General features: G+C 47.7%; 17 protein-coding genes. 14 read left to right on the forward strand and 3 right to left on the reverse strand.

What is annotated here, in order from left to right; translation table 11 throughout:
* Positions 1-115 precede the first annotated feature (115 nt).
* Complete coding sequence (locus NF212_RS08880) at positions 116-904, reverse strand: hypothetical protein (protein ID WP_434360779.1); 789 nt, start codon at positions 902-904, stop codon at positions 116-118.
* Positions 905-1,218: 314 nt separating this feature from the next.
* Here NF212_RS08880 and potA point away from each other — a divergent pair, with 314 nt between their 5' ends.
* From potA to NF212_RS08900, 4 genes are all read left to right on the forward strand, one after another.
* Positions 1,219-2,334 (forward strand): spermidine/putrescine ABC transporter ATP-binding protein PotA, encoded by a 1,116-nt coding sequence (gene potA / locus NF212_RS08885; protein WP_434360858.1) that lies wholly within the window; start codon positions 1,219-1,221, stop codon positions 2,332-2,334.
* On the forward strand, positions 2,321-3,175 hold the full coding sequence (gene potB / locus NF212_RS08890) for a spermidine/putrescine ABC transporter permease PotB (RefSeq protein ID WP_434360780.1): 855 nt from the start codon (positions 2,321-2,323) through the stop codon (positions 3,173-3,175). The genes potA and potB overlap by 14 nt, the downstream gene beginning before the upstream one ends.
* A complete protein-coding gene (gene potC / locus NF212_RS08895; RefSeq protein WP_434360781.1) occupies positions 3,172-3,942 on the forward strand; it encodes a spermidine/putrescine ABC transporter permease PotC in 771 nt (256 codons plus the stop codon). Before potB ends, potC begins: the two co-directional genes overlap by 4 nt.
* 73 nt (positions 3,943-4,015) lie before the next feature.
* Positions 4,016-5,074, forward strand: coding sequence for an extracellular solute-binding protein (locus NF212_RS08900; protein WP_434360782.1), 1,059 nt, complete (start codon positions 4,016-4,018; stop codon positions 5,072-5,074).
* A gap of 70 nt (positions 5,075-5,144) precedes the next feature.
* On the opposite strand, the gene cobB is transcribed toward NF212_RS08900, so the two are convergent.
* Positions 5,145-5,858 (reverse strand): Sir2 family NAD+-dependent deacetylase, encoded by a 714-nt coding sequence (gene cobB / locus NF212_RS08905; RefSeq protein ID WP_434360783.1) that lies wholly within the window; start codon positions 5,856-5,858, stop codon positions 5,145-5,147.
* Between the two features lie 195 nt (positions 5,859-6,053).
* On the opposite strand from cobB, the gene NF212_RS08910 reads away from it, so the two are divergent.
* Positions 6,054-6,764, forward strand: coding sequence for a DUF3581 family protein (locus tag NF212_RS08910; protein ID WP_434360784.1), 711 nt, complete (start codon positions 6,054-6,056; stop codon positions 6,762-6,764).
* Positions 6,765-6,912: 148 nt separating this feature from the next.
* Positions 6,913-7,737 carry an HDOD domain-containing protein gene (locus NF212_RS08915; RefSeq protein ID WP_434360785.1) on the forward strand — a complete coding sequence of 275 codons (825 nt, stop codon included), beginning with the start codon at positions 6,913-6,915 and terminating at the stop codon, positions 7,735-7,737.
* Between the two features lie 74 nt (positions 7,738-7,811).
* On the opposite strand, the gene NF212_RS08920 is transcribed toward NF212_RS08915, so the two are convergent.
* The gene (locus NF212_RS08920; RefSeq protein ID WP_434360786.1) at positions 7,812-8,714 is read right to left on the reverse strand and encodes a LysR family transcriptional regulator; all 903 of its coding nucleotides are present in this window, start codon (positions 8,712-8,714) and stop codon (positions 7,812-7,814) included.
* A gap of 262 nt (positions 8,715-8,976) precedes the next feature.
* Between NF212_RS08920 and NF212_RS08925 the strand changes: the two genes are divergently transcribed.
* From NF212_RS08925 to NF212_RS08960, 8 genes are all read left to right on the forward strand, one after another.
* On the forward strand, positions 8,977-9,729 hold the full coding sequence (locus tag NF212_RS08925; RefSeq protein WP_434360859.1) for a (Fe-S)-binding protein: 753 nt from the start codon (positions 8,977-8,979) through the stop codon (positions 9,727-9,729).
* 2 nt (positions 9,730-9,731) lie between these two features.
* Positions 9,732-11,165 (forward strand): LutB/LldF family L-lactate oxidation iron-sulfur protein, encoded by a 1,434-nt coding sequence (locus tag NF212_RS08930; protein WP_434360787.1) that lies wholly within the window; start codon positions 9,732-9,734, stop codon positions 11,163-11,165.
* Positions 11,162-11,812, forward strand: coding sequence for a LutC/YkgG family protein (locus tag NF212_RS08935; protein WP_434360788.1), 651 nt, complete (start codon positions 11,162-11,164; stop codon positions 11,810-11,812). Before NF212_RS08930 ends, NF212_RS08935 begins: the two co-directional genes overlap by 4 nt.
* Before the next feature lie 45 nt (positions 11,813-11,857).
* On the forward strand, positions 11,858-14,677 hold the full coding sequence (locus NF212_RS08940; protein ID WP_434360789.1) for an FAD-binding and (Fe-S)-binding domain-containing protein: 2,820 nt from the start codon (positions 11,858-11,860) through the stop codon (positions 14,675-14,677).
* A 221-nt stretch (positions 14,678-14,898) separates the two neighbouring features.
* On the forward strand, positions 14,899-15,216 hold the full coding sequence (locus NF212_RS08945; protein WP_434354765.1) for an STAS domain-containing protein: 318 nt from the start codon (positions 14,899-14,901) through the stop codon (positions 15,214-15,216).
* Positions 15,217-15,273: 57 nt separating this feature from the next.
* Positions 15,274-16,065, forward strand: coding sequence for an OmpA family protein (locus NF212_RS08950; RefSeq protein ID WP_434360860.1), 792 nt, complete (start codon positions 15,274-15,276; stop codon positions 16,063-16,065).
* Position 16,066: 1 nt separating this feature from the next.
* Positions 16,067-18,178 (forward strand): SLBB domain-containing protein, encoded by a 2,112-nt coding sequence (locus tag NF212_RS08955; protein ID WP_434354767.1) that lies wholly within the window; start codon positions 16,067-16,069, stop codon positions 18,176-18,178.
* On the forward strand, positions 18,178-18,891 hold the full coding sequence (locus tag NF212_RS08960; RefSeq protein ID WP_434354769.1) for a protein SypD: 714 nt from the start codon (positions 18,178-18,180) through the stop codon (positions 18,889-18,891). The genes NF212_RS08955 and NF212_RS08960 overlap by 1 nt, the downstream gene beginning before the upstream one ends.
* Position 18,892: the final 1 nt, after the last annotated feature.

Here is an 18,892-nt window from a genome sequence, read left to right on the forward strand (position 1 = left end):
TTTTTCTTGGTTTCGTATGAACAACACTAAAATCGCTGACCAGTATAAACTGGCCGGCGATTTGAAAAAATAAATCCAAAGGTATTTAAGGAACTAACTACACAAACCCGGCTAATCACGCATCAAAGTGAGAGGCACCAGTCTCTTCGTCCGGTTCACTGACAGAAACTTCAATACCGATACCAAACATTTCCCGGTAAATGATACCTTTCAGATTAAAGAGAAACGGCAACGTCCAGATCAAAGCCAGACCGATTGTGGCAATAGAAAGGAAGAACAAGACCGCCAATATCAGATTAAAGCCAACCAGAGGAAGAATCTTTCGGTTTACGGCACGAAAGGATACCAGTATCGCGTTTAGAGGCTGAAGTTGCTTTTCACAAATAAGCAACGTGGTCATGCTGAATGCAATGGCCAGATAAAGGCCAAGGATTGAAAATACCGCATTGGCCATAGTTTGCATCAGTGCGGTAGCCCCCATAGCCACCATAACTGCGGCAGTGTATCCAAATCCTTTTAATATATGGCGGGGCTTACTGCGAAACCCGGCAGCATGACTCAATCCCATAAGACTGGCGCCAGCGTACAACGGAGCTGTAAGTACATCAGCACTGAAGTTTGCCACCCACGCAGCGTAGATGTAATCCGACGTCATCAATGAAGGATTGGTAAATGCCTCCAAAAGTTCTGCCGGGGAGCCAATCTGCATTTTCAAGGCAATTAACATCACAGTCAGTTGTGCCGTGAAGAGGATGGCTGTCGCGGGTAAAAACGACCAAAAGTTAGACGCAGTAACTTTTACTGCTTCCTGGACAATTTTTGTCACATCCAGTGAGTAGTTACCTTTTAGTGCCCGTTCCATGGAGCCACCAATATGGATGGCATGTTCAAATTGTTTTTTCATCTGATAGTAATCTGGTTTCTCAAGTTTTGAGTATAGCGGATGCTTATCCCATTTTTCAGTCAGTTGTCCCAGAGCCAATGAATTTGACGACGATGACCGTTGGGAAAAACACCAACTGATATTCTGTTGATTTGAATATTTTAGTAACAGTCACATATCTGATCATTTTTCTTTGACGTTACTTGGTTAGTTTACATACGGATTTCTTTAAAAAACGCTTTCACTTGCAAGTTTTGAGGACTATTATGCGCCGTCTAAATGATGGTATGCATCTCGGTCCATTCGTACTCGGAAGAGAGAGAGAGAAGAGAGAATTGAACGCTGCACAACCGACTGGAAAACCCGTTATCCGGCTCAAGGGACTGACAAAAAGCTTTGACGGTAAGGCCGTTATCTCCAATTTGGATCTGGAGGTTAATAACGGTGAGTTCTTGACTATTCTGGGCCCTTCCGGCTGCGGTAAAACGACAGTACTTCGTTTGATTGCAGGTTTGGAAGATGCTGATGCGGGTCAAATTTTGCTGGAAGATACTGATGTTACTTCCGTTCCAGCAGAAAACCGACACGTAAACACGGTATTTCAGAGTTATGCCCTTTTCCCTCATATGACGGTATACGATAACGTCGCATTCGGTCTGCGCATGCAGAAAGTAGCGGAAAACGAAATCGAACCGCGTGTGATGGAAGCCCTCCGTATGGTGCAGCTTGACCAATATGCGCCGCGAAAACCACATCAGCTTTCTGGTGGCCAACAGCAGCGCGTTGCCATTGCACGTGCCGTTGTTAACAAGCCTAAAGTGTTGTTGCTGGACGAATCTTTGTCTGCGCTGGACTATAAATTGCGCAAACAAATGCAAATCGAGCTGAAACAGCTTCAACGCAAACTGGGAATTACCTTTATATTTGTTACTCATGACCAGGAAGAAGCCCTGTCGATGTCTGACCGTATTATCGTTATGCGTGAAGGTCACATTGAGCAGGATGGTACTCCACGTGAGATATACGAAGAACCAGCTAACCTGTTTGTTGCCCGCTTTATCGGTGAAATCAACGTGTTTAACGCTGTCGTGACTGACCGTATCGACAACGAAAACATCCGCGCTGACATTGAAGGCCGCAACTGTGTTGTGCACTGCAAAATGGAAGTGGCTGTTGGTGACCGTATTTCGGTGCTTCTCCGTCCGGAAGACCTTCGCATTGAAGAAATTCATGACAATGGCGCTGTGAGCGGCATTGTGGGTTACGTTCGTGAACGTACCTATAAAGGCATGACTCTGGACTCAGTCGTTGAACTGGAATCCGGTCAGAACGTAATGATCAGTGAATTCTTTAACGAGGATGATCCTGACGTTGACCACTCTCTGGATCAGAAAGTGGCCATTACCTGGGTTGAAAGCTGGGAAGTGGTACTGCCTTATGAAGAAGCTTAACCTCCAAAACGCGATTATCTCACTGATTGTCGGTTGGCTGGTTATCTTTGTATTTTTCCCCAACCTGATGATCATCGGGACGAGCTTCCTGACGCGCAGTGAAACTGATCTTATTGAGATGACGTTTACTCTGAGCAACTACGGGAAGCTTTTGGATCCGTTGTATGCGAAGGTCGTGTGGCACTCATTCTATATGGCTGCTACCGCTACCCTGCTCTGCCTCGCAATCGGTTACCCGTTTGCGTTTGTCATTGCACGTATGCCAGAGAAACTCCGTCCATTTATGCTGTTTCTGGTCATTGTACCTTTCTGGACCAACTCACTGATCCGTACTTATGGCCTCAAGTTGTTCCTGGGTACACGAGGTCTTCTGAATGAAGGCCTGTTGGCCATTGGCCTGATAGATAAACCGCTGCGTATCATGTATACCGAGTATGCCGTTATGGTTGGCTTGGTCTATATTCTGCTGCCGTTTATGATTCTTCCGCTTTATACCAGCATTGAAAAATTGGACAACAGCTACCTGGAAGCAGCAAAGGACCTCGGTGCCAGCAAGTTCCAGACCTTTGTGAAGGTGATTCTTCCACTGACAATGCCGGGTATTATTGCGGGCTGTCTTTTGGTACTGCTTCCGGCGTTGGGCATGTTCTATGTATCCGACCTCCTTGGCGGAGCGAAGAACTTGCTTATTGGTAACGTGATTAAGAGTCAGATACTTAACGTGCGTGACTGGCCATTTGGCTCGGCCACGAGCGTATCCCTGACTGTTGCGATGGGCTTGCTGCTGTTTGCTTACTATCGTGTAGGCAAGTTGCTTAACAAGAAGGTAGAGCTGGAATGACAAGATTGTTCAAAACCAGCTTTATGTCGCTGGTTTATGCGTTCCTTTACATTCCGATTATCATTCTTATCGTTAACTCGTTTAACGCAAGTAAGTTCGGAATGGACTGGCGTGGCTTTACCCTGAAGTGGTACAGCCAACTGATTAACAACGACAGCCTGACCCAGGCGGCAGTTAACTCAATCACTATTGCGGTACTGTCTGCTACAGCAGCGGCCATTATCGGCAGTCTGACCGCGGTGGCCCTATACCGTTACCGTTTTCGTGGCAAGGCGTTCGTAAACGGCATGCTGTTTGTTGTGATGATGTCTCCGGATATCGTGATGGCAATCTCACTGCTGGCGCTGTTTGTTATTCTGGGTGCACAATTGGGTTTCCTTACCCTTCTGTTGTCCCATATTACATTCTGCTTGCCTTTTGTCGTGGTGACCGTATACAGCCGTCTCAATGGTTTTGATGTCCGCATGCTTGAAGCCGCAAAAGACCTTGGCGCAAGCGAGTGGGTTATTCTGAGCAAAATCATTCTGCCGCTGGCAGCGCCTGCAGTAGCTGCCGGTTGGTTGTTGAGCTTTACGCTGTCTTTGGATGACGTGATTGTAAGTTCATTTGTCACCGGCCCAACTTACGAAATCTTGCCTCTGAAGATCTATTCAATGGTTAAGGTTGGTGTATCGCCTGAAGTGAACGCATTGGCAACTATTATGCTGATTATTTCGCTCACTCTGGTGGTGTGTTCGCAGTTACTGGCCCGAGACCGGTCCCGTTAATTGCTGCAAATGTTGAAATACGGGCAGCGCATTCGCTGCCCATTTTTATATATTCGTGTGATAGGAGTTACCCATGAAATTGTGGTCAAAGCTCGTTCTTGGCGCTTCTCTGGCTGCTTCCCTTTTTGGTGGTACTGCCTCTACAGCCGTTGCAGCTGAAGAAAACAACGTACTCTATTTCTACAACTGGTCTGAATATATTCCTCAAGAAGTGCTTGAAGAATTCACTAAAGAGACTGGTATCAAAGTGATCTACTCGACTTACGAGTCGAACGAATCCATGTATGCCAAGCTGAAAACCAACCCAGTTGGCTACGATCTGGTAGTGCCTTCTACTTATTACGTTAAGAAAATGCGTGAAGAAGGCATGCTGCAAAAGATCGATAAATCCAAGCTCTCACATTTTGGCGGTCTGGACGAAAACACGCTGAACAAATCGTTCGATCCAAATAACGAGTATTCAATCCCTTATATCTGGGGCGCTACCGGTATCGGTATCAACACAGATATGCTGGACAAGAACGAAGTGCATTCATGGGCTGACCTGTGGGACCCTAAATGGGAAGGCCAGTTGATGATGATGGATGATGCGCGTGAGTTCTTCCACATTGCGCTTCGTAAGCTCGGTTACTCTGGTAACACCCGCGATCCTCAGCAAATCAAGCAAGCTTATGAAGAACTGAAGAAATTGATGCCAAACGTTTTGGTATTCAACTCAGACTTCCCTGCAAACCCTTACATGGCAGGTGAAACATCACTGGGCATGCTGTGGAATGGCTCTGCATACCAGGCTCGCCAGGACGGTGCGCCAATCGATATCATTTGGCCTAAAGATGGTGCAATCTTCTGGATGGACAGCCTTGCAATCCCTAAGAATGCAAAGCATGTTGAAGCAGCCCACAAGATGATCGACTTCCTGCTGCGTCCTGAAAACGCTGCGAAACTGTCAGTAATGATCGGCTACCCTACCCCGGTTAAGGCTGCACTGCCTTTACTGCCAGAATCATTCCGCAACGATCCAAGCATCTTCCCACCGAAGGAAGTGATGGAAGCAGGTGAATGGCAAGACTCTGTAGGTGACGCAGTCGTTCTTTACGAAGACTACTTCCAAAAGCTGAAAGCTGGCGAATAAGTTCAGATTTCAGAATCAGCAAGGGCAGCCCACAATGGCTGCCCTTTTTTTCCGTATTGCTTGTAATAAGCTATTTCTGCAAAGCAAGAATCTCTTCGACAAACTCGGGAACCAGAGAGGAAGCGCGCCCGTACCGCTTTTCTTCAAATTCACTTTCCACTGCGCTGGGTTCCAAATTGAGCTCTACCGTATGTGCACCGTGCATTGCCGCTTCATGGACAAAGCCGGCAGCCGGATAGACTGCACCAGATGTTCCTATGGAAATAAACAAATCAGCTTTGTTCAAGGCTTCATGAATTCGATCCATGCCCAGCGGCATCTCACCAAACCAGACAACATGCGGACGCATTTGGGTTGGCATTTGGCAACAATGGCATAAATCAACCTCGGTAATATCTCCGTCCCAGTCGATAGCCTGATTTGTCGTACCACAACGTGCTTTTAAAAGTTCGCCGTGCATATGGATGATGTTTTCAGAACCGGCTTTTTCATGGAGGTTATCAATGTTCTGCGTCACGATTAACACCGAGCCTTCGCTTTCCCTTTCCAATTTTGCCAACGCATTGTGAGCAGCATTGGGTTCAGCACCGTGGAGTTGTTTTCGGCGATCGTTATAGAACTGCTGAACCAACTCGGGGTTGCGGGCATACCCTTCCGGTGTTGCAACATCTTCTACGTGGTGGTTTTCCCAAAGGCCGTCCTGGTCTCGGAACGTCCGGATTCCTGACTCAGCAGAAATTCCAGCACCGGTCAGAATAACAATGTTTTTGTACGGGTAAGACATATTTGCTTTCCTGTGCGTTTCTTATGCTTCCAGTTATACCACTTGGGGCTAATCCAGCATAGGTATTGGGGTTATACCATGGTCTAACAACATGAATTTCTGTAAGTTCGACCATCATCAACTGGCTCGACCATTTACGTTGATGCTTTCAGGTAAAATACGCGCCATCTTTGTGACATAGGCGGCTTAAACCCAATGCAATTAGAAAACTACTACACCGAAAATAATGGTTTTCTCCAGTTCTCACGCAAGCAGGCCAGCGATTTCGCCAAGCATGTCGCCGGCGACTTCAACCCAATCCATGATGAAGATGCAAAACGTTTTTGCGTACCGGGTGATCTGCTGTTCTCTGTAGTACTGGCACGGGAAGGGATCAGTGAGTCCATGCATGTAGAATTTTCCGGCATGATTTCAGATTCCACGCAGTTGACCATTTCCCACGAGGAAGATGGCAACCTCACCATCGTGGACGCGAACGGAAAATCCTATCTCAACATTACCCGTGAAGGGCAATGTCGAAAGGATCCCATTCTGGCCGAACATGTAGCACAAAACTATGTCCAATTTTCAGGCATGAATTTCCCTCATATCATGGTTCCCTTGATGAAACAGGCTGATACCATGATTAACCCTGATCGCCCGCTGGTTATCTACGAAAGCATGTCACTCTCTTTTAACCGCCTTGATTTTACGAACCCCCTTGTAGAATTGACGAATTCAGAAATCAATGTTGACGGTAAAAAGGGCAGCGTGACTCTCTCCTTCTGCTTTAAAGAAGGTGATGAAGTTATCGGTCAGGGTAAAAAGCGCATGGTGATGAGCGGTTTGAGACCATACAGCCAGGAAGCGGTTGATGAGCTTGTAACCCGTTTTAACCAACGCAAACAGAACTTTGCCTTCGCGTAAATCCTGCCACATAGATACATATATCAAAATTCAATAAAGACCACATATATCATAGTGATGTGTGTGGTCTTTTCTGTTTTACGTTTACTCAACGGTAACAATAATGATCTATAGTTAAGACGCAAGTCACTGACGTGAGAGGTTGAAAATGGATTCAATCAACATTCTAAATACAACGCACAAACTTCCGCAAATGCCAAAAGTCGTCCAGGAACTGATGGACATGGTAAACAGCGGTGATGTAAACCTAAATAAAGTTGCCGAAAAAATTCAGCTTGAGCAGGTCATAAGCGCACGCGTTTTGCGACTGGCTAATTCCGCTTATTTTGGCCGTAACCGTGAGGTTGGCTCTATCAATGAAGCGGTTATTCGAATTGGCTTGCAGCCTATTCGTACGCTGGTATTGGCCTCTTCGCTTGTTGACTCCTTTCCCCAAATAAAAGGTATCAACATTAACCAGTTTTGGGCGCAGACTTTTGAAGTGGCTAATTTATGTAAAACCATTGCTAAAAGCACAGAAACCACACCGGATGAAGCGTTCACAGCCGGTGTCATGCACAGCATTGGTGATCTGGTAGTCTATACAGCAGTCAGTGACCGTGTTGCAGACATGCATGCTCTGATGGAAACAGGAAAGTCCTGGCCAGAAGCGCAGCGAATTATTATCAACACAGATTCTGCCTCTATCGGCAGTGACCTGGCAAACTCATGGAAATTTGCCGAGCCGCTGGTGAACGCAATCCGCAAGCAATATGATCCGGCAGTTGACGCTGATGCCCAAATGGAGCTTGCACATATTCTCCGCCTTTCAGTTAAGATCAATACTGATTGGGCGGACATAGCTGATGATGAAAAAGCCAATTGGCTGACATCTCAGGAAGAGTTCAAAATTCTTGGTCTTCATGAATCTCTGGTGAGCGAGATTGATGATTCAATAGGTAAAGGAGCAGAGATGGCCGGAGCCATCATGTAACCTTAATCCCCATCCATCCAGTCAGTGAGCATTAGCCCGGTTTATCCGGGCTTTTACTTGCCTGTCAGGTGATATCACGTGAAGTAATAGTGCATTTCAAGATAACGGTTCCGGATGTGTTCAATCAGTGCCCTGATTTTCATTGGAGGCTGGCGTGTAAATGGGTAAACCGCATAAATGCCCAGCTTTTTCCCAACCTGCTCGGGGAATAAGTCAAGTAACTTCCCCTCTGTTAAGTCGTGATAAACAAGACACTTAGGGACATAAGCTAAACCGTGCCCCGCAAGTACTGCTTTTCTCAATGCAGCGGCATTATCTGTAGAGAAGCTGCCTGTTACATGTACGGTGTAGTTCTTATCGGATCTGAACTCCCACTCGGAAGCCCCTGTTATTTGGTAGGCGTACTGCAAACAGTTATGGTGCATTAGGTCTGTTGGTGTCTGGGGAATGCCAAATTTTCGAATATATGCCGGCGCAGCACAAATAAGCCATTGTGAATCAATAATATGACGTGCAATCAATGTGGAGTCTTCGAGATAGCCAGTACGGATAACGAGATCAAATCCCTCTGCTACCGGGTCTACAAAACGGTTTTCCAATGACATCTCAACGGTAAGTCCCGGGTTGTTGATGCAGAATTCAGCGACTGTTTCTGCCAGCAGCAGCTCTCCGGAAATGGTAGGTACCGACATTTTAATATGCCCGCTAATCTTATCGCCGAAGCCAGACACTGAGTTAACGGCGTCCTGGGTAGCCTGCTTCACATTTTTCGCACCCTGATAAAGCTCTTTTCCTGCTTCAGTTAGCGTCAGCCTTCGTGTTGTTCTATAGAGCAACTGGATACCCAGCTCTTCTTCCAGCCGGTTAAGTCGCTTACTAACTACCGAATTTGTCAGGGAATTCAGCTCTGCTGCTTTACTGAAGGAGCCAGTTTCTACTATCTGGGCAAACAGAATGAGGTCATCAGAACGAGCCATATTATGCCATTTAGGGAATCAATATTTTTCATTATTTCCATATATCAAAAAAAAGGAAACAAGTATCGTCACAAACCGCTAAAACTATTATCTGACCGTCAGTTTTATGTGAAAAATGAATGACGGTTCAACATCATAAAAAGAAAAGCGCACAAAATTGAAGCCGGGATCCAATTCCAGTATTCATATATGGGTATAACGCCAATAATTTCCGGGACACCCTGCCCTGGTGAGCAATGAAAAAGAGGTTACGATGGACGAAATCAGGATCTATCCACCAAAGCCCGACACGGTCTATTTTTACGCAACATGCCTGGTCGATATGTTTGACCCGCAGGCGGGCCTTGATGGGATTTCCCTGTTGGAGGACATGGGCATCAACGTCGTCTTCGTTGAAAAGCAGACTTGTTGTGGTCAACCTGCCTACACTTCTGGCTATGATGAAGAAGCGACATCAGTCGCACTCAGCCAAATCGCCCTATTTCCTGAAAAATGGCCTGTCATTGTGTTATCCGGCTCTTGTGGCGGGATGATGCACCACCATTACCGCCGTCTTTTCAAAGGTCATGAAAAAGAAACCGAAGTAAACAGCTTCTGCGACCGGGTTTTTGAGCTGACAGAGTTTCTTGTCAATGTATGCAGGGTAAAGCTGGAAGACAAAGGAAACCCAACCTCAGTGGTAATGCACACCTCTTGTGCTGCGCGACGTGAAATGAACGTGCATAAAACAGCCGGTGCCTTATTGGACCAACTGGACAATGTTGAAGTTCGCACCCAGGAATATGAAAGTGAATGTTGCGGGTTTGGGGGCACCTTTGCTGTTCGCCACCCCAACATCAGCCAGGCGATGGTAGAGGATAAAACCCAACACATTTGTGCAACTAACGCCGAGCATTTTGTCAGTGCCGACTGGGGATGCATGTTGAACATCAACGGAGCACTGGACTACCAGGGCAAATCCCTGAAAGGCCGGCACCTCGCCAGTTTCCTTCTCGAACGGACAAGAGGTAAGTAAGGATGACCCATACTGTACCGCAGCATTTTCACGAACAGGCCAGGCAAGCTCTTGGCGACAAGCAACTTCGCCAAAATTTTCGTGGCGCGATGGATTATCTCAGAGACAAGCGCCGCGCGGCTTTCCCGGATCCAAACGAAGAAAAAGCCATTCGCGACAAGGCGGAAGCTATCCGCCAACGATGCCTTAGCAAGCTCCCGGATTTGCTTGAACAATTGGAATCGAATTGTACCCGCAACGGTATTCAGGTTCACTGGGCAGAGACAGCAGAAGAAGCTAACGCCATTTTTGCAGGCATTGCCGCACGTCATAACGCAAAAGTGATGGTTAAAGGCAAATCCATGGTCAGTGAAGAAATTGAGCTGAACCATGTGATGGCAAAACATGGAATTGAGTGCCTTGAAAGCGATATGGGTGAGTATATTGTCCAACTTGATGGCGACCGCCCTTCCCATATCATCATGCCGGCAATCCACAAAAACAAACAGGAAGTGAGCGACACGTTTGAAGCCAACCTGTCCGATTTCACGCCAACTGTCGATGTCGATTCACTGATTCAAACTGGCCGTCGCGAACTACGCCGTAAATTCCGCGATGCGGACATCGGTGTTTCAGGCGTTAACTTTGCTGTTGCCGAAACAGGGACACTCTGCCTGGTAGAAAATGAAGGCAACGGACGTATGTGTACCACTGTACCCGACGTTCATATTGCCATCACCGGGATAGAAAAAGTCGTCGAGTTCCTTGCAGACATTCCACCGCTCTACAGTGCCCTCACCCGCTCAGCTACCGGACAGGCAATCTCCACATACTTCAATATGATTTCATCACCGCGCAGGGAAGGTGAACTGGATGGACCGAAAGAAGTCCACCTGGTATTACTGGACAACGGCCGCTCACAGGCATACCGCGATGAGGAAACCCGGAAAACACTGCAATGTATCCGCTGTGGTGCCTGTATGAACCATTGCCCGGTGTACACCCGGATTGGAGGCCATGCATACGGTACGGTCTACCCTGGTCCTATAGGAAAAATTATCTCACCCCACCTGATGGGTATGGAAAACACCAAGGAACTGGTAACAGCGTCCAGCCTCTGTGGTGCCTGTGGTGAAGTGTGCCCTGTTCGTATCCCTATTCCAGAAATGTTGTTACGCCTTCGGTATGAAGCCAAACACGAGCCCAAACCAGGGAACCAGCCCATTGATGGCCAGGGTGTAGGTAAAAAACCGGCAGAAACACTGGCAATGAAAAGCTTTGCCTTTGCCGCCACCCACCCATCGCTTTATCACAGCGGTACGGCTGTAGCTACGGCACTTCGCGGGATGATGCCTAAACACATTGGTGCCTGGACTCAATGTCGTACAGCGCCAAAACCTGCAGCAAAAACACTCCACGCCCTTATGAAGGAACGCAAAAAAGGAGGCCAAAAATGAGTTCAGCCAAAAACAACATCTTGGGCCGCCTTCGCAGTGCCACAACGGTTGGCAAACCCTATGAGTCCCAGGCCTACACCCCGTGGCAATCTAACGATGCCGATACCCGTTTCCAGCGTTTTTCTGATTGCCTGACGGCCAGCCATGCCGAAGTGATCTTATGCAGCAATGACGAGTTGGCAAATGTCATTAACGGCGTACTTGAAGATAAATCGGTTAAACGCGTTGCAACAGGTACGGGTGGCGAGCATCTGGAAACCATCAACGAAGGGATTGCCGAACGAGATCACATCCCTTTCGAAGAAGAAATCGGACAGTGGAAACATTCCCTTTTTGAAAATGTTGATGCCGGGATTACCGGCACAGTAGGTGGACTGGCTGAAACCGGTGCTCTCGTTTTGTGGCCTTCCACCGAAGAGCCGCGCACACTGTCACTTATCCCGCCTCTTCACATTGCAATTGTAAAAAAATCCGGCATTGTGAGTAACTTCCCTGAACTTATGTCTAAAAATCAGTGGAATAAGGGAATGCCTACGAATGCAGTTTTGATCTCAGGTCCGTCCAAGACAGCAGATATCCAACAAACGTTGGCCTATGGAGCCCACGGCCCCAGCCAATTGGTTGTGGTCGTTTTACAGGATAGATAAGGCCTCTTGGTTCATTTGATACAACAATAAAAAGTCTGCCCGCTTATGGAAAAGAATTACGCGTTGCTGGAAGCAACACTCGCAGAAAAGATCGACAGCAGCCGGATCATCACAGATGAACCACGTCGGCTAGCCTATGGCACGGATGCCAGTTTCTATCGTCTCATCCCTCAAATAGTTCTTCGACTGAAAGACCTGGACGAAGTCATTTTTGCCACTAAGAGTTGTCGCGATCTTGGTATTCCCTTTACCTACCGTGCAGCTGGGACCAGCCTGTCCGGGCAGGCCGTATCGGACTCAGTATTAATTGCCCTGACCGATGACTGGCGACACCATGAAGTGCTTAATAATGGCGAAAAAATCCGTCTCCTTCCCGGGGTAATTGGCGCAGATGCCAACCGCTATCTAGCTCCCTACCAACGTAAAATTGGCCCCGACCCTGCTTCTATCAACACCTGTAAAATCGGCGGGATTGCAGCCAACAACGCCAGTGGTATGTGCTGCGGAACTGCACAGAATTCATACCATACTGTCGAGCATATGACGGTTTTGTTTGCAGATGGTACGTTGCTTGATACAAAAGACGATCAGAACGTGACAGCGTTTAAAAAAACACGGCAGGATCTGGTCGAAGGAATCCAACGCCTTCATAACGAGATTGCGAATAACGTTGCCCTTGCAGACAGGATCCGGCACAAATACCGGCTTAAAAATACTACCGGTTATGCATTGAATGCATTGGTAGACTTTCACGACCCGATAGAGATTATCAAACATCTTATGATCGGTTCGGAAGGTACACTCGGTTTCATTGCTGACATCACGTATAACACCGTTATAGAACACCCTTACAAAGCGACGACGCTGGTTGTATTCCCTGATGCAAACACGGCCAGCCTTGCAGTCACTGCACTTTCTTCACAACCGGTCGCTGCTGTTGAAATGATGGATGGGCGAGCGTTAAAGTCCGTCGCAGACAAACCGGGAATGCCGGCCTTCATAAAAAACCTTTCGCTTGAACACACAGCTCTGTTAATTGAAACCCGAGCAACTGAACAATCAGAACTGATTTCCAATATTGAACTCGTCACACAAACCCTGCAGGGATTTGCTATCAGTGAGTTTATTCCTTTCACGGAAGATCCAGGCCTTGTTGCGTCGCTGTGGGGGATCCGCAAGGGGTTGTTCCCTGCTGTTGGTGCCGTCAGGGAAACGGGCACTACCGTCATTATCGAAGATGTCGCTTTCCCAGTAGAAGCCCTTGCTGAAGGGGTGAAAGCCCTTCACGAACTTTTTGACAGGTACAGCTACCATGAAGCCATCATTTTTGGCCATGCCCTTGAAGGAAACCTGCACTTTGTATTCACTCAGGGCTTTGACTCTGAGTCTGAAATAAAACGCTACGGCGCGTTTATGGACGAAATTGCTGAGCTGGTTGCAGTAAGGTTCGGAGGGTCGCTCAAGGCCGAACATGGCACTGGCCGTAATATGGCCCCTTACGTTGAACTCGAATGGGGTCATGAAGGCTACGCACTGATGCAGGCGATTAAAAAACTGTTTGACCCAGAAGGCCTGTTGAACCCTGGGGTCATTATCAATGATAACCCTGATGCCCATATCTCAAACCTGAAACCGATGCCCGCAGCTGACGCCCTTGTAGACCGGTGCATTGAATGCGGATTTTGCGAACCTGTTTGTCCATCACGTACCCTGACATTGAGTCCCAGACAACGCATTGTGCTATATAGGGAAATTCAGCGAAGGGAAACTGCCGGAGAAAAAGTCGCCAAATCAGAACTTGAAAAGGTCTTTGAGTACCAGGGACTTGATACCTGTGCGGCGACCGGACTCTGCGCAGACCGATGCCCCGTTGGCATCAATACCGGCGATTTGGTTAAAAAGCTCAGAACAGCCAAATACCGAAAACATGAACCTATTGCGGCATGGACTGCCAACCACTTTGCAGGTACGAGCAGCCTGGTTAAAGTTGGCTTACGGGCCAACAAACTATCCACCAGCATTTTAGGCCCAGGAGTGATGTCAGGATTAACTGACAAGATAAGAAAACTATCCAATGGTAAGAGCCCTGTCTGGCTTGCTGAAATACCCGTGGCAAACCATCACAGCCTAAAACATGAAATTTATGGTCAGCCGGACAATCCGAAAAAAGTCGTTTATTTCCCATCTTGCGCATCCAGGACAATGGGCCAGCAGAATGATAATCCCGACAAACGAAGCCTTACAGAAGTGACAATGTCACTATTAGCCAAGGCCGGGTATACAGTCATTATTCCCAAAAGCCTCGAATCGCAGTGTTGTGGTATGCCTTACGAAAGCAAAGGGATGAATGATATTGCCAAGCAAAAAAGCAGTGAGCTTGAGAGTGTGCTTTGGGAAGCGAGTGAAGAAGGCATACTTCCGGTTTTAATGGACACGAGTCCCTGCACCAAGCGAACACTTGAAAATACCTCATTGCCCCTCTCCATCTTTGAACCGTCGGGTTTTGTCAGTGAATATCTCTTACATGAGCTGAAACTGTCCCCCCTGGACGAAACAGTCATGCTTCATGTTACCTGCAGTTCACGAAGAATGGGCCTGGAGGCCAACATGATAAATCTCGCCAAGGCATGCGCACGAGATGTGATTGTTCCGGAACACATCCAGTGTTGTGGATGGGCGGGAGATAAAGGGTTTACGACGCCTGAATTGAACCAGGCAGCCACATCTGCGCTCAAGGAGCAGGTTCCTAACGGATGTCGCCGCGGTTTCAGTAACAGCCGTACGTGTGAAATTGGCCTGTCTCATCATAGTGGAATCCCCTACCAGTCAATTCTCTATCTGGTTGACGAAGCTTCATCCAATTAACGTAAAGGCCTTCCGGGTATAACCCCCCGGAAGGCTCTATTAAATTCATGTGGTACAAACACCAAACTTTCCCATTTCTGTTCTCAATATGAAATAACGAGTTTGTTTCACTCTCCATTTATCTCCCATTAAGGCCCTCTGACCCGAAAATCCACTAGTTTCATATATTGGTATAGTTCATGCATTGTTCAGGAAAACAGACAGTGCATATGGAGCGTACCATGCAATTCGAATGCTTAGAGCTTACCGACAACGAAGTGACTGTCATTGTCCAGGGAGACATGGATGCGTTGGGATGTAAAGGCATACAGCCCCTGATAGACGATGTTATTACGATGAAAGACCAAAACACCGTTGTGGTCGATATGGCCCAGGTCGGGTTTCTCGATTCATCGGGTATAGGCGCTATCGTCTACCTTTACAAACGCTTAAGGGAAAGGGATAGAGAAATGGCTCTGAAAAATGTTCAGGGGCAGCCACTTGAATTGATGCAATTGCTCCGAATAAGCAATGCCATCCCGGTCAATCCATCTCATTAACGTATACACGAACCGGAGGATTAGACAGTGGCAAGGACGATATGGCTGGTAATCGCAATGTTGATGCTTAACGGGTGTACCATGTGGCCAAAAAAAGGCCAGGGAGGAATGGCAGAGCACTACCCTGCTGATGCTGTGCCTGTTATGCCTGACCAGCCATTAGGGCCGGAACATGGCTTACGGTTTGAATGGGAGTTGTCGTCCCGCCATCTGGACGTGCTGGTGCTTGAGGGAGCGAAACTGTGTTTTCCCGCGACAGTGGTCCAAGCAAGGAAAAATCAAAACCGGATTGCCAGGGAGTTACATAGTGGCCTGAACTTCGATGCGGCGAATGATCTTATAGTCCAACGTAACTTGCTTTCAAGGCTGGAACGCCAGCTTGATTACGTTAAAAGCAGAAACGCCTGTATCGTCAACCTTCCCAGTGATTCACATAACCCCGGCGAGCTCGCAGCCAAGCTTTTCCAGCTTCTCAATTCAGACAACCAGTTTGCATTTAACTCTCCTGAAATAAACCCAAAGTATATGGGGCACTTGGCAGAAGCGGCCCATTTGTTGCGCGAATTGCCGGGCTATGCCCTTCATATCACCGGCCATGCAGATGCTATCGGTGGTGAGAAACACAACAAGAACCTTGCCTTGAAACGGGCAGAACAAGTTAAACGTTATCTGTTGATATTCGGCTTAGAGAACGCACGCATAACCTTGGCTTCAGTTGGATCGGAGGATCCATTGTTCGAAGGAAATCAACCGGAGGTCCGGCTTACTAACCGAAGGGTTTCCGTAGAACTGGTAGAAACTTCCCTGACCCCTATGGGCAGTAACACTCCAGCGGAAGGAGGACATTAGTATGAATATCCGTATCTTTATTCCGATGATAATTTCACTATTTCTCTGGATCACCCCTGCGCATTCTGAGGATGACTACCGAGTACAGGTCGGTGATCTCATCGATATTATGTTACCGGGAGAGAATACACTTAACCGTTCGTTCCAGGTAAACCGACAAGGTCTGATCATGCTTCCCGAATTAGGGCAGATCGACGTTTTGGGAAAAACCTCGCCACAATTACATGAAACCGTCCGCCTTAGCCTGTCCCAGATAATGCATGATTTGGACAGCCTGCAGGTCTATGTCAGCAAAAGACAGCTTCTTTTGAATATTCAGGGTTACGTTAACCAACCGGGTGAATTTACGCTCCCAGAAAACGCATCAGTACAGATGGCGATTTATGCCGCAGGAGGGTTAAGGGCAGGTGCTCAGTTAAACAAGATACAACTTCGCCGTAATGGGCAGAGAACCCAGTTTGACTACAAAAAGTTCCTGGACACCGGGGATATGGGGCTGCTTCCCTCCTTACAATCAATGGACACCTTATTTATCCCCGCTTCGCCAATGATTGGAAACATTGAGAAAAACTTTGACCCGAAATCTGTCGCCGATGGCGGAGACGCAGCCAATGATCGCAAAGCCATCAAAGTGTTTGGTGAGGTAAACCGCCCCGGAAGTTTCTCATTTAAAGAAGACAGTAACTTTGTCGATTTGCTGATGCGCGCCGGAGGCGTAACACGCTATGCGAGCGTAGAACAGATTAGGGTAATAACCCAAAATGAGCCGGTTATTTTCAACCTCAAACAGTACCTCGACTCGGGAGATGATACCTTCCTCCCGGAAATGGTTCCCGGTTCGACGGTCTTCGTCCCCAAACAGGAAGAAGAGATCAAGTCTGGCTCCAATACCGTATACGTAATGGGTGAAGTCGCGAGACCCGGAGCCTTTGAGACAAAAAAAGAAGCCACATTTATGGATATACTGGCGAGTGCCGGTGGCCCAACAAGATTCGCAGAATCCCGCCAGATACGCATTATTAAGGAAGACGGGACCATCGTTCCTTTCGACCTGTCTGGATACACGGAAGGAACAGCCTATTCTGCCCCTCCCACAATACAACCAGGTGATGCCATCTTTGTCCCGGAAAAAACAGACCTTAACGAGAAGTCTTGGCTGAAAGTTGCTCCTAACCGCGCAGTCAGGGTGCTCGGAGAAGTTGTACGGCCTGGACGAATTGAGTGGTCTGATGAAATGACTCTGTTGGACCTCCTTGCACATGTCGGTGGTCCTAAAGCCCGTGCAGATACTTCAAACATTGAAGTGATAGTACCGGATACACACGGCTCTACCGTCATCTATTCCTTTAACATGGACGACTTCATCAAACGCGGGGCATCAGATTCTGAATTGCCCGTGATCCGCGCAGGGGCAACCATACGCGTTCATGACCTTCCTCAGGATCCGTCAGACAACAAATCCCAGTGGGTTCGCCAAAGTTCAGACAAATCCATCTATGTGTTCGGCCAGGTCGGAGCGCCCGGCAGATACCGCTTTAACAATGAAATGCATATTTTGGATATTCTGTCTGCTGCAAATGGCCCAACAGGCAACGCAGACCTTCACAACGTCAGGATTACCCACCGCAATGGTAACCATGCACGCGTGTCAAAGCTGAATCTCGCCCTTTACTTTGAAACCGGTGACGAAAGTATCCTTCCAAAGGTCCAAACAGGGGACACCATCTACATCCCGGAAAAAAACCGTAACTGGCTGGATACACCGAAAGAATCTACGGTCAGAGTTCTTGGCGCGATTAACCGGCCTGGCAGGTATGGTTTTGATGACCACATGACAATTCTGGATCTCCTGGCAGAAGCTGGCGGACCCAGCGGAAATGCACACATCCAAAAAATAACAGTCGTCAATTTGTCCTGCTGCAGAAATGAAGCCCGTACTTTTGATTTATCCGAGTTCAGCAAGACAGGTAACTTTCAGTCACTCCCGGTTCTGCGAGCAGGAGACACAATATATATACCCAACCGAAGCGAAAGCACCATGGAGGTACTTCGTACCGCGATGCGTGATCTTTTCCAAGTGGCAGGAACAGCCGCATTACTGGGGTTACTGTAATGTCTATTCCTCCTCTTAATATGGAAATTGAACAGGTTTACAGTCAGATAATGCGTCACCAGTACCGTACTCTGACTGTCACCTCCGCCAATGCCGGAGAAGGTGTAACTTCCCTCGCACTGGCGCTTTCTCAAAGAAACCTTCTGGCCGGGCATTCTACGCTTATCGTTGATCTGAACCTGTATCACCCCAGCTTGGAAAACCTTGGGCTGGAAATACACCGCCCCAACAAAGAGCTGACCCTTTTAGAAAGCCCCCAGCTTGTTGGTGTACCGGGGGAAAATATTACGCTGACCGGTATTTCCGCCCCCTCAAAACGGGCAAACGTGATGCAACTTCGCAGGCCAGAAGTATTGGAACAATACATTAAGCTCTGGCACCAGGATTATGACCTCGTCATTTTTGATACTTCGCCCGTAAGCCGGGTAAACGCCAACAATATTCCACCTGAGCGTGTGGCCTGTGCCAGTGACGGAACGTTACTTGTTGTGATGTCAGGTACAACCACAGAATCAGCAGTACTCGCGGCGATTAAAAAACTTAATGACGGTGGAGCACACCTGCTTGGCACCGTCATCAATGATAAGCACTCTCCGACTTTGAAAGCAGAGCTTCTGAGGGAGTTGGACAGGTTCAAATCTAAAACACCAAAGCTGGTTTCGAAACTCAAGGATCTGATTTTCCGAAATAAACTTTTATCGGTGGATTTGTAGC

The organism is Parasalinivibrio latis (genome assembly GCF_036825535.1).
Lineage (GTDB): Bacteria > Pseudomonadota > Gammaproteobacteria > Enterobacterales > Vibrionaceae > Parasalinivibrio > Parasalinivibrio latis.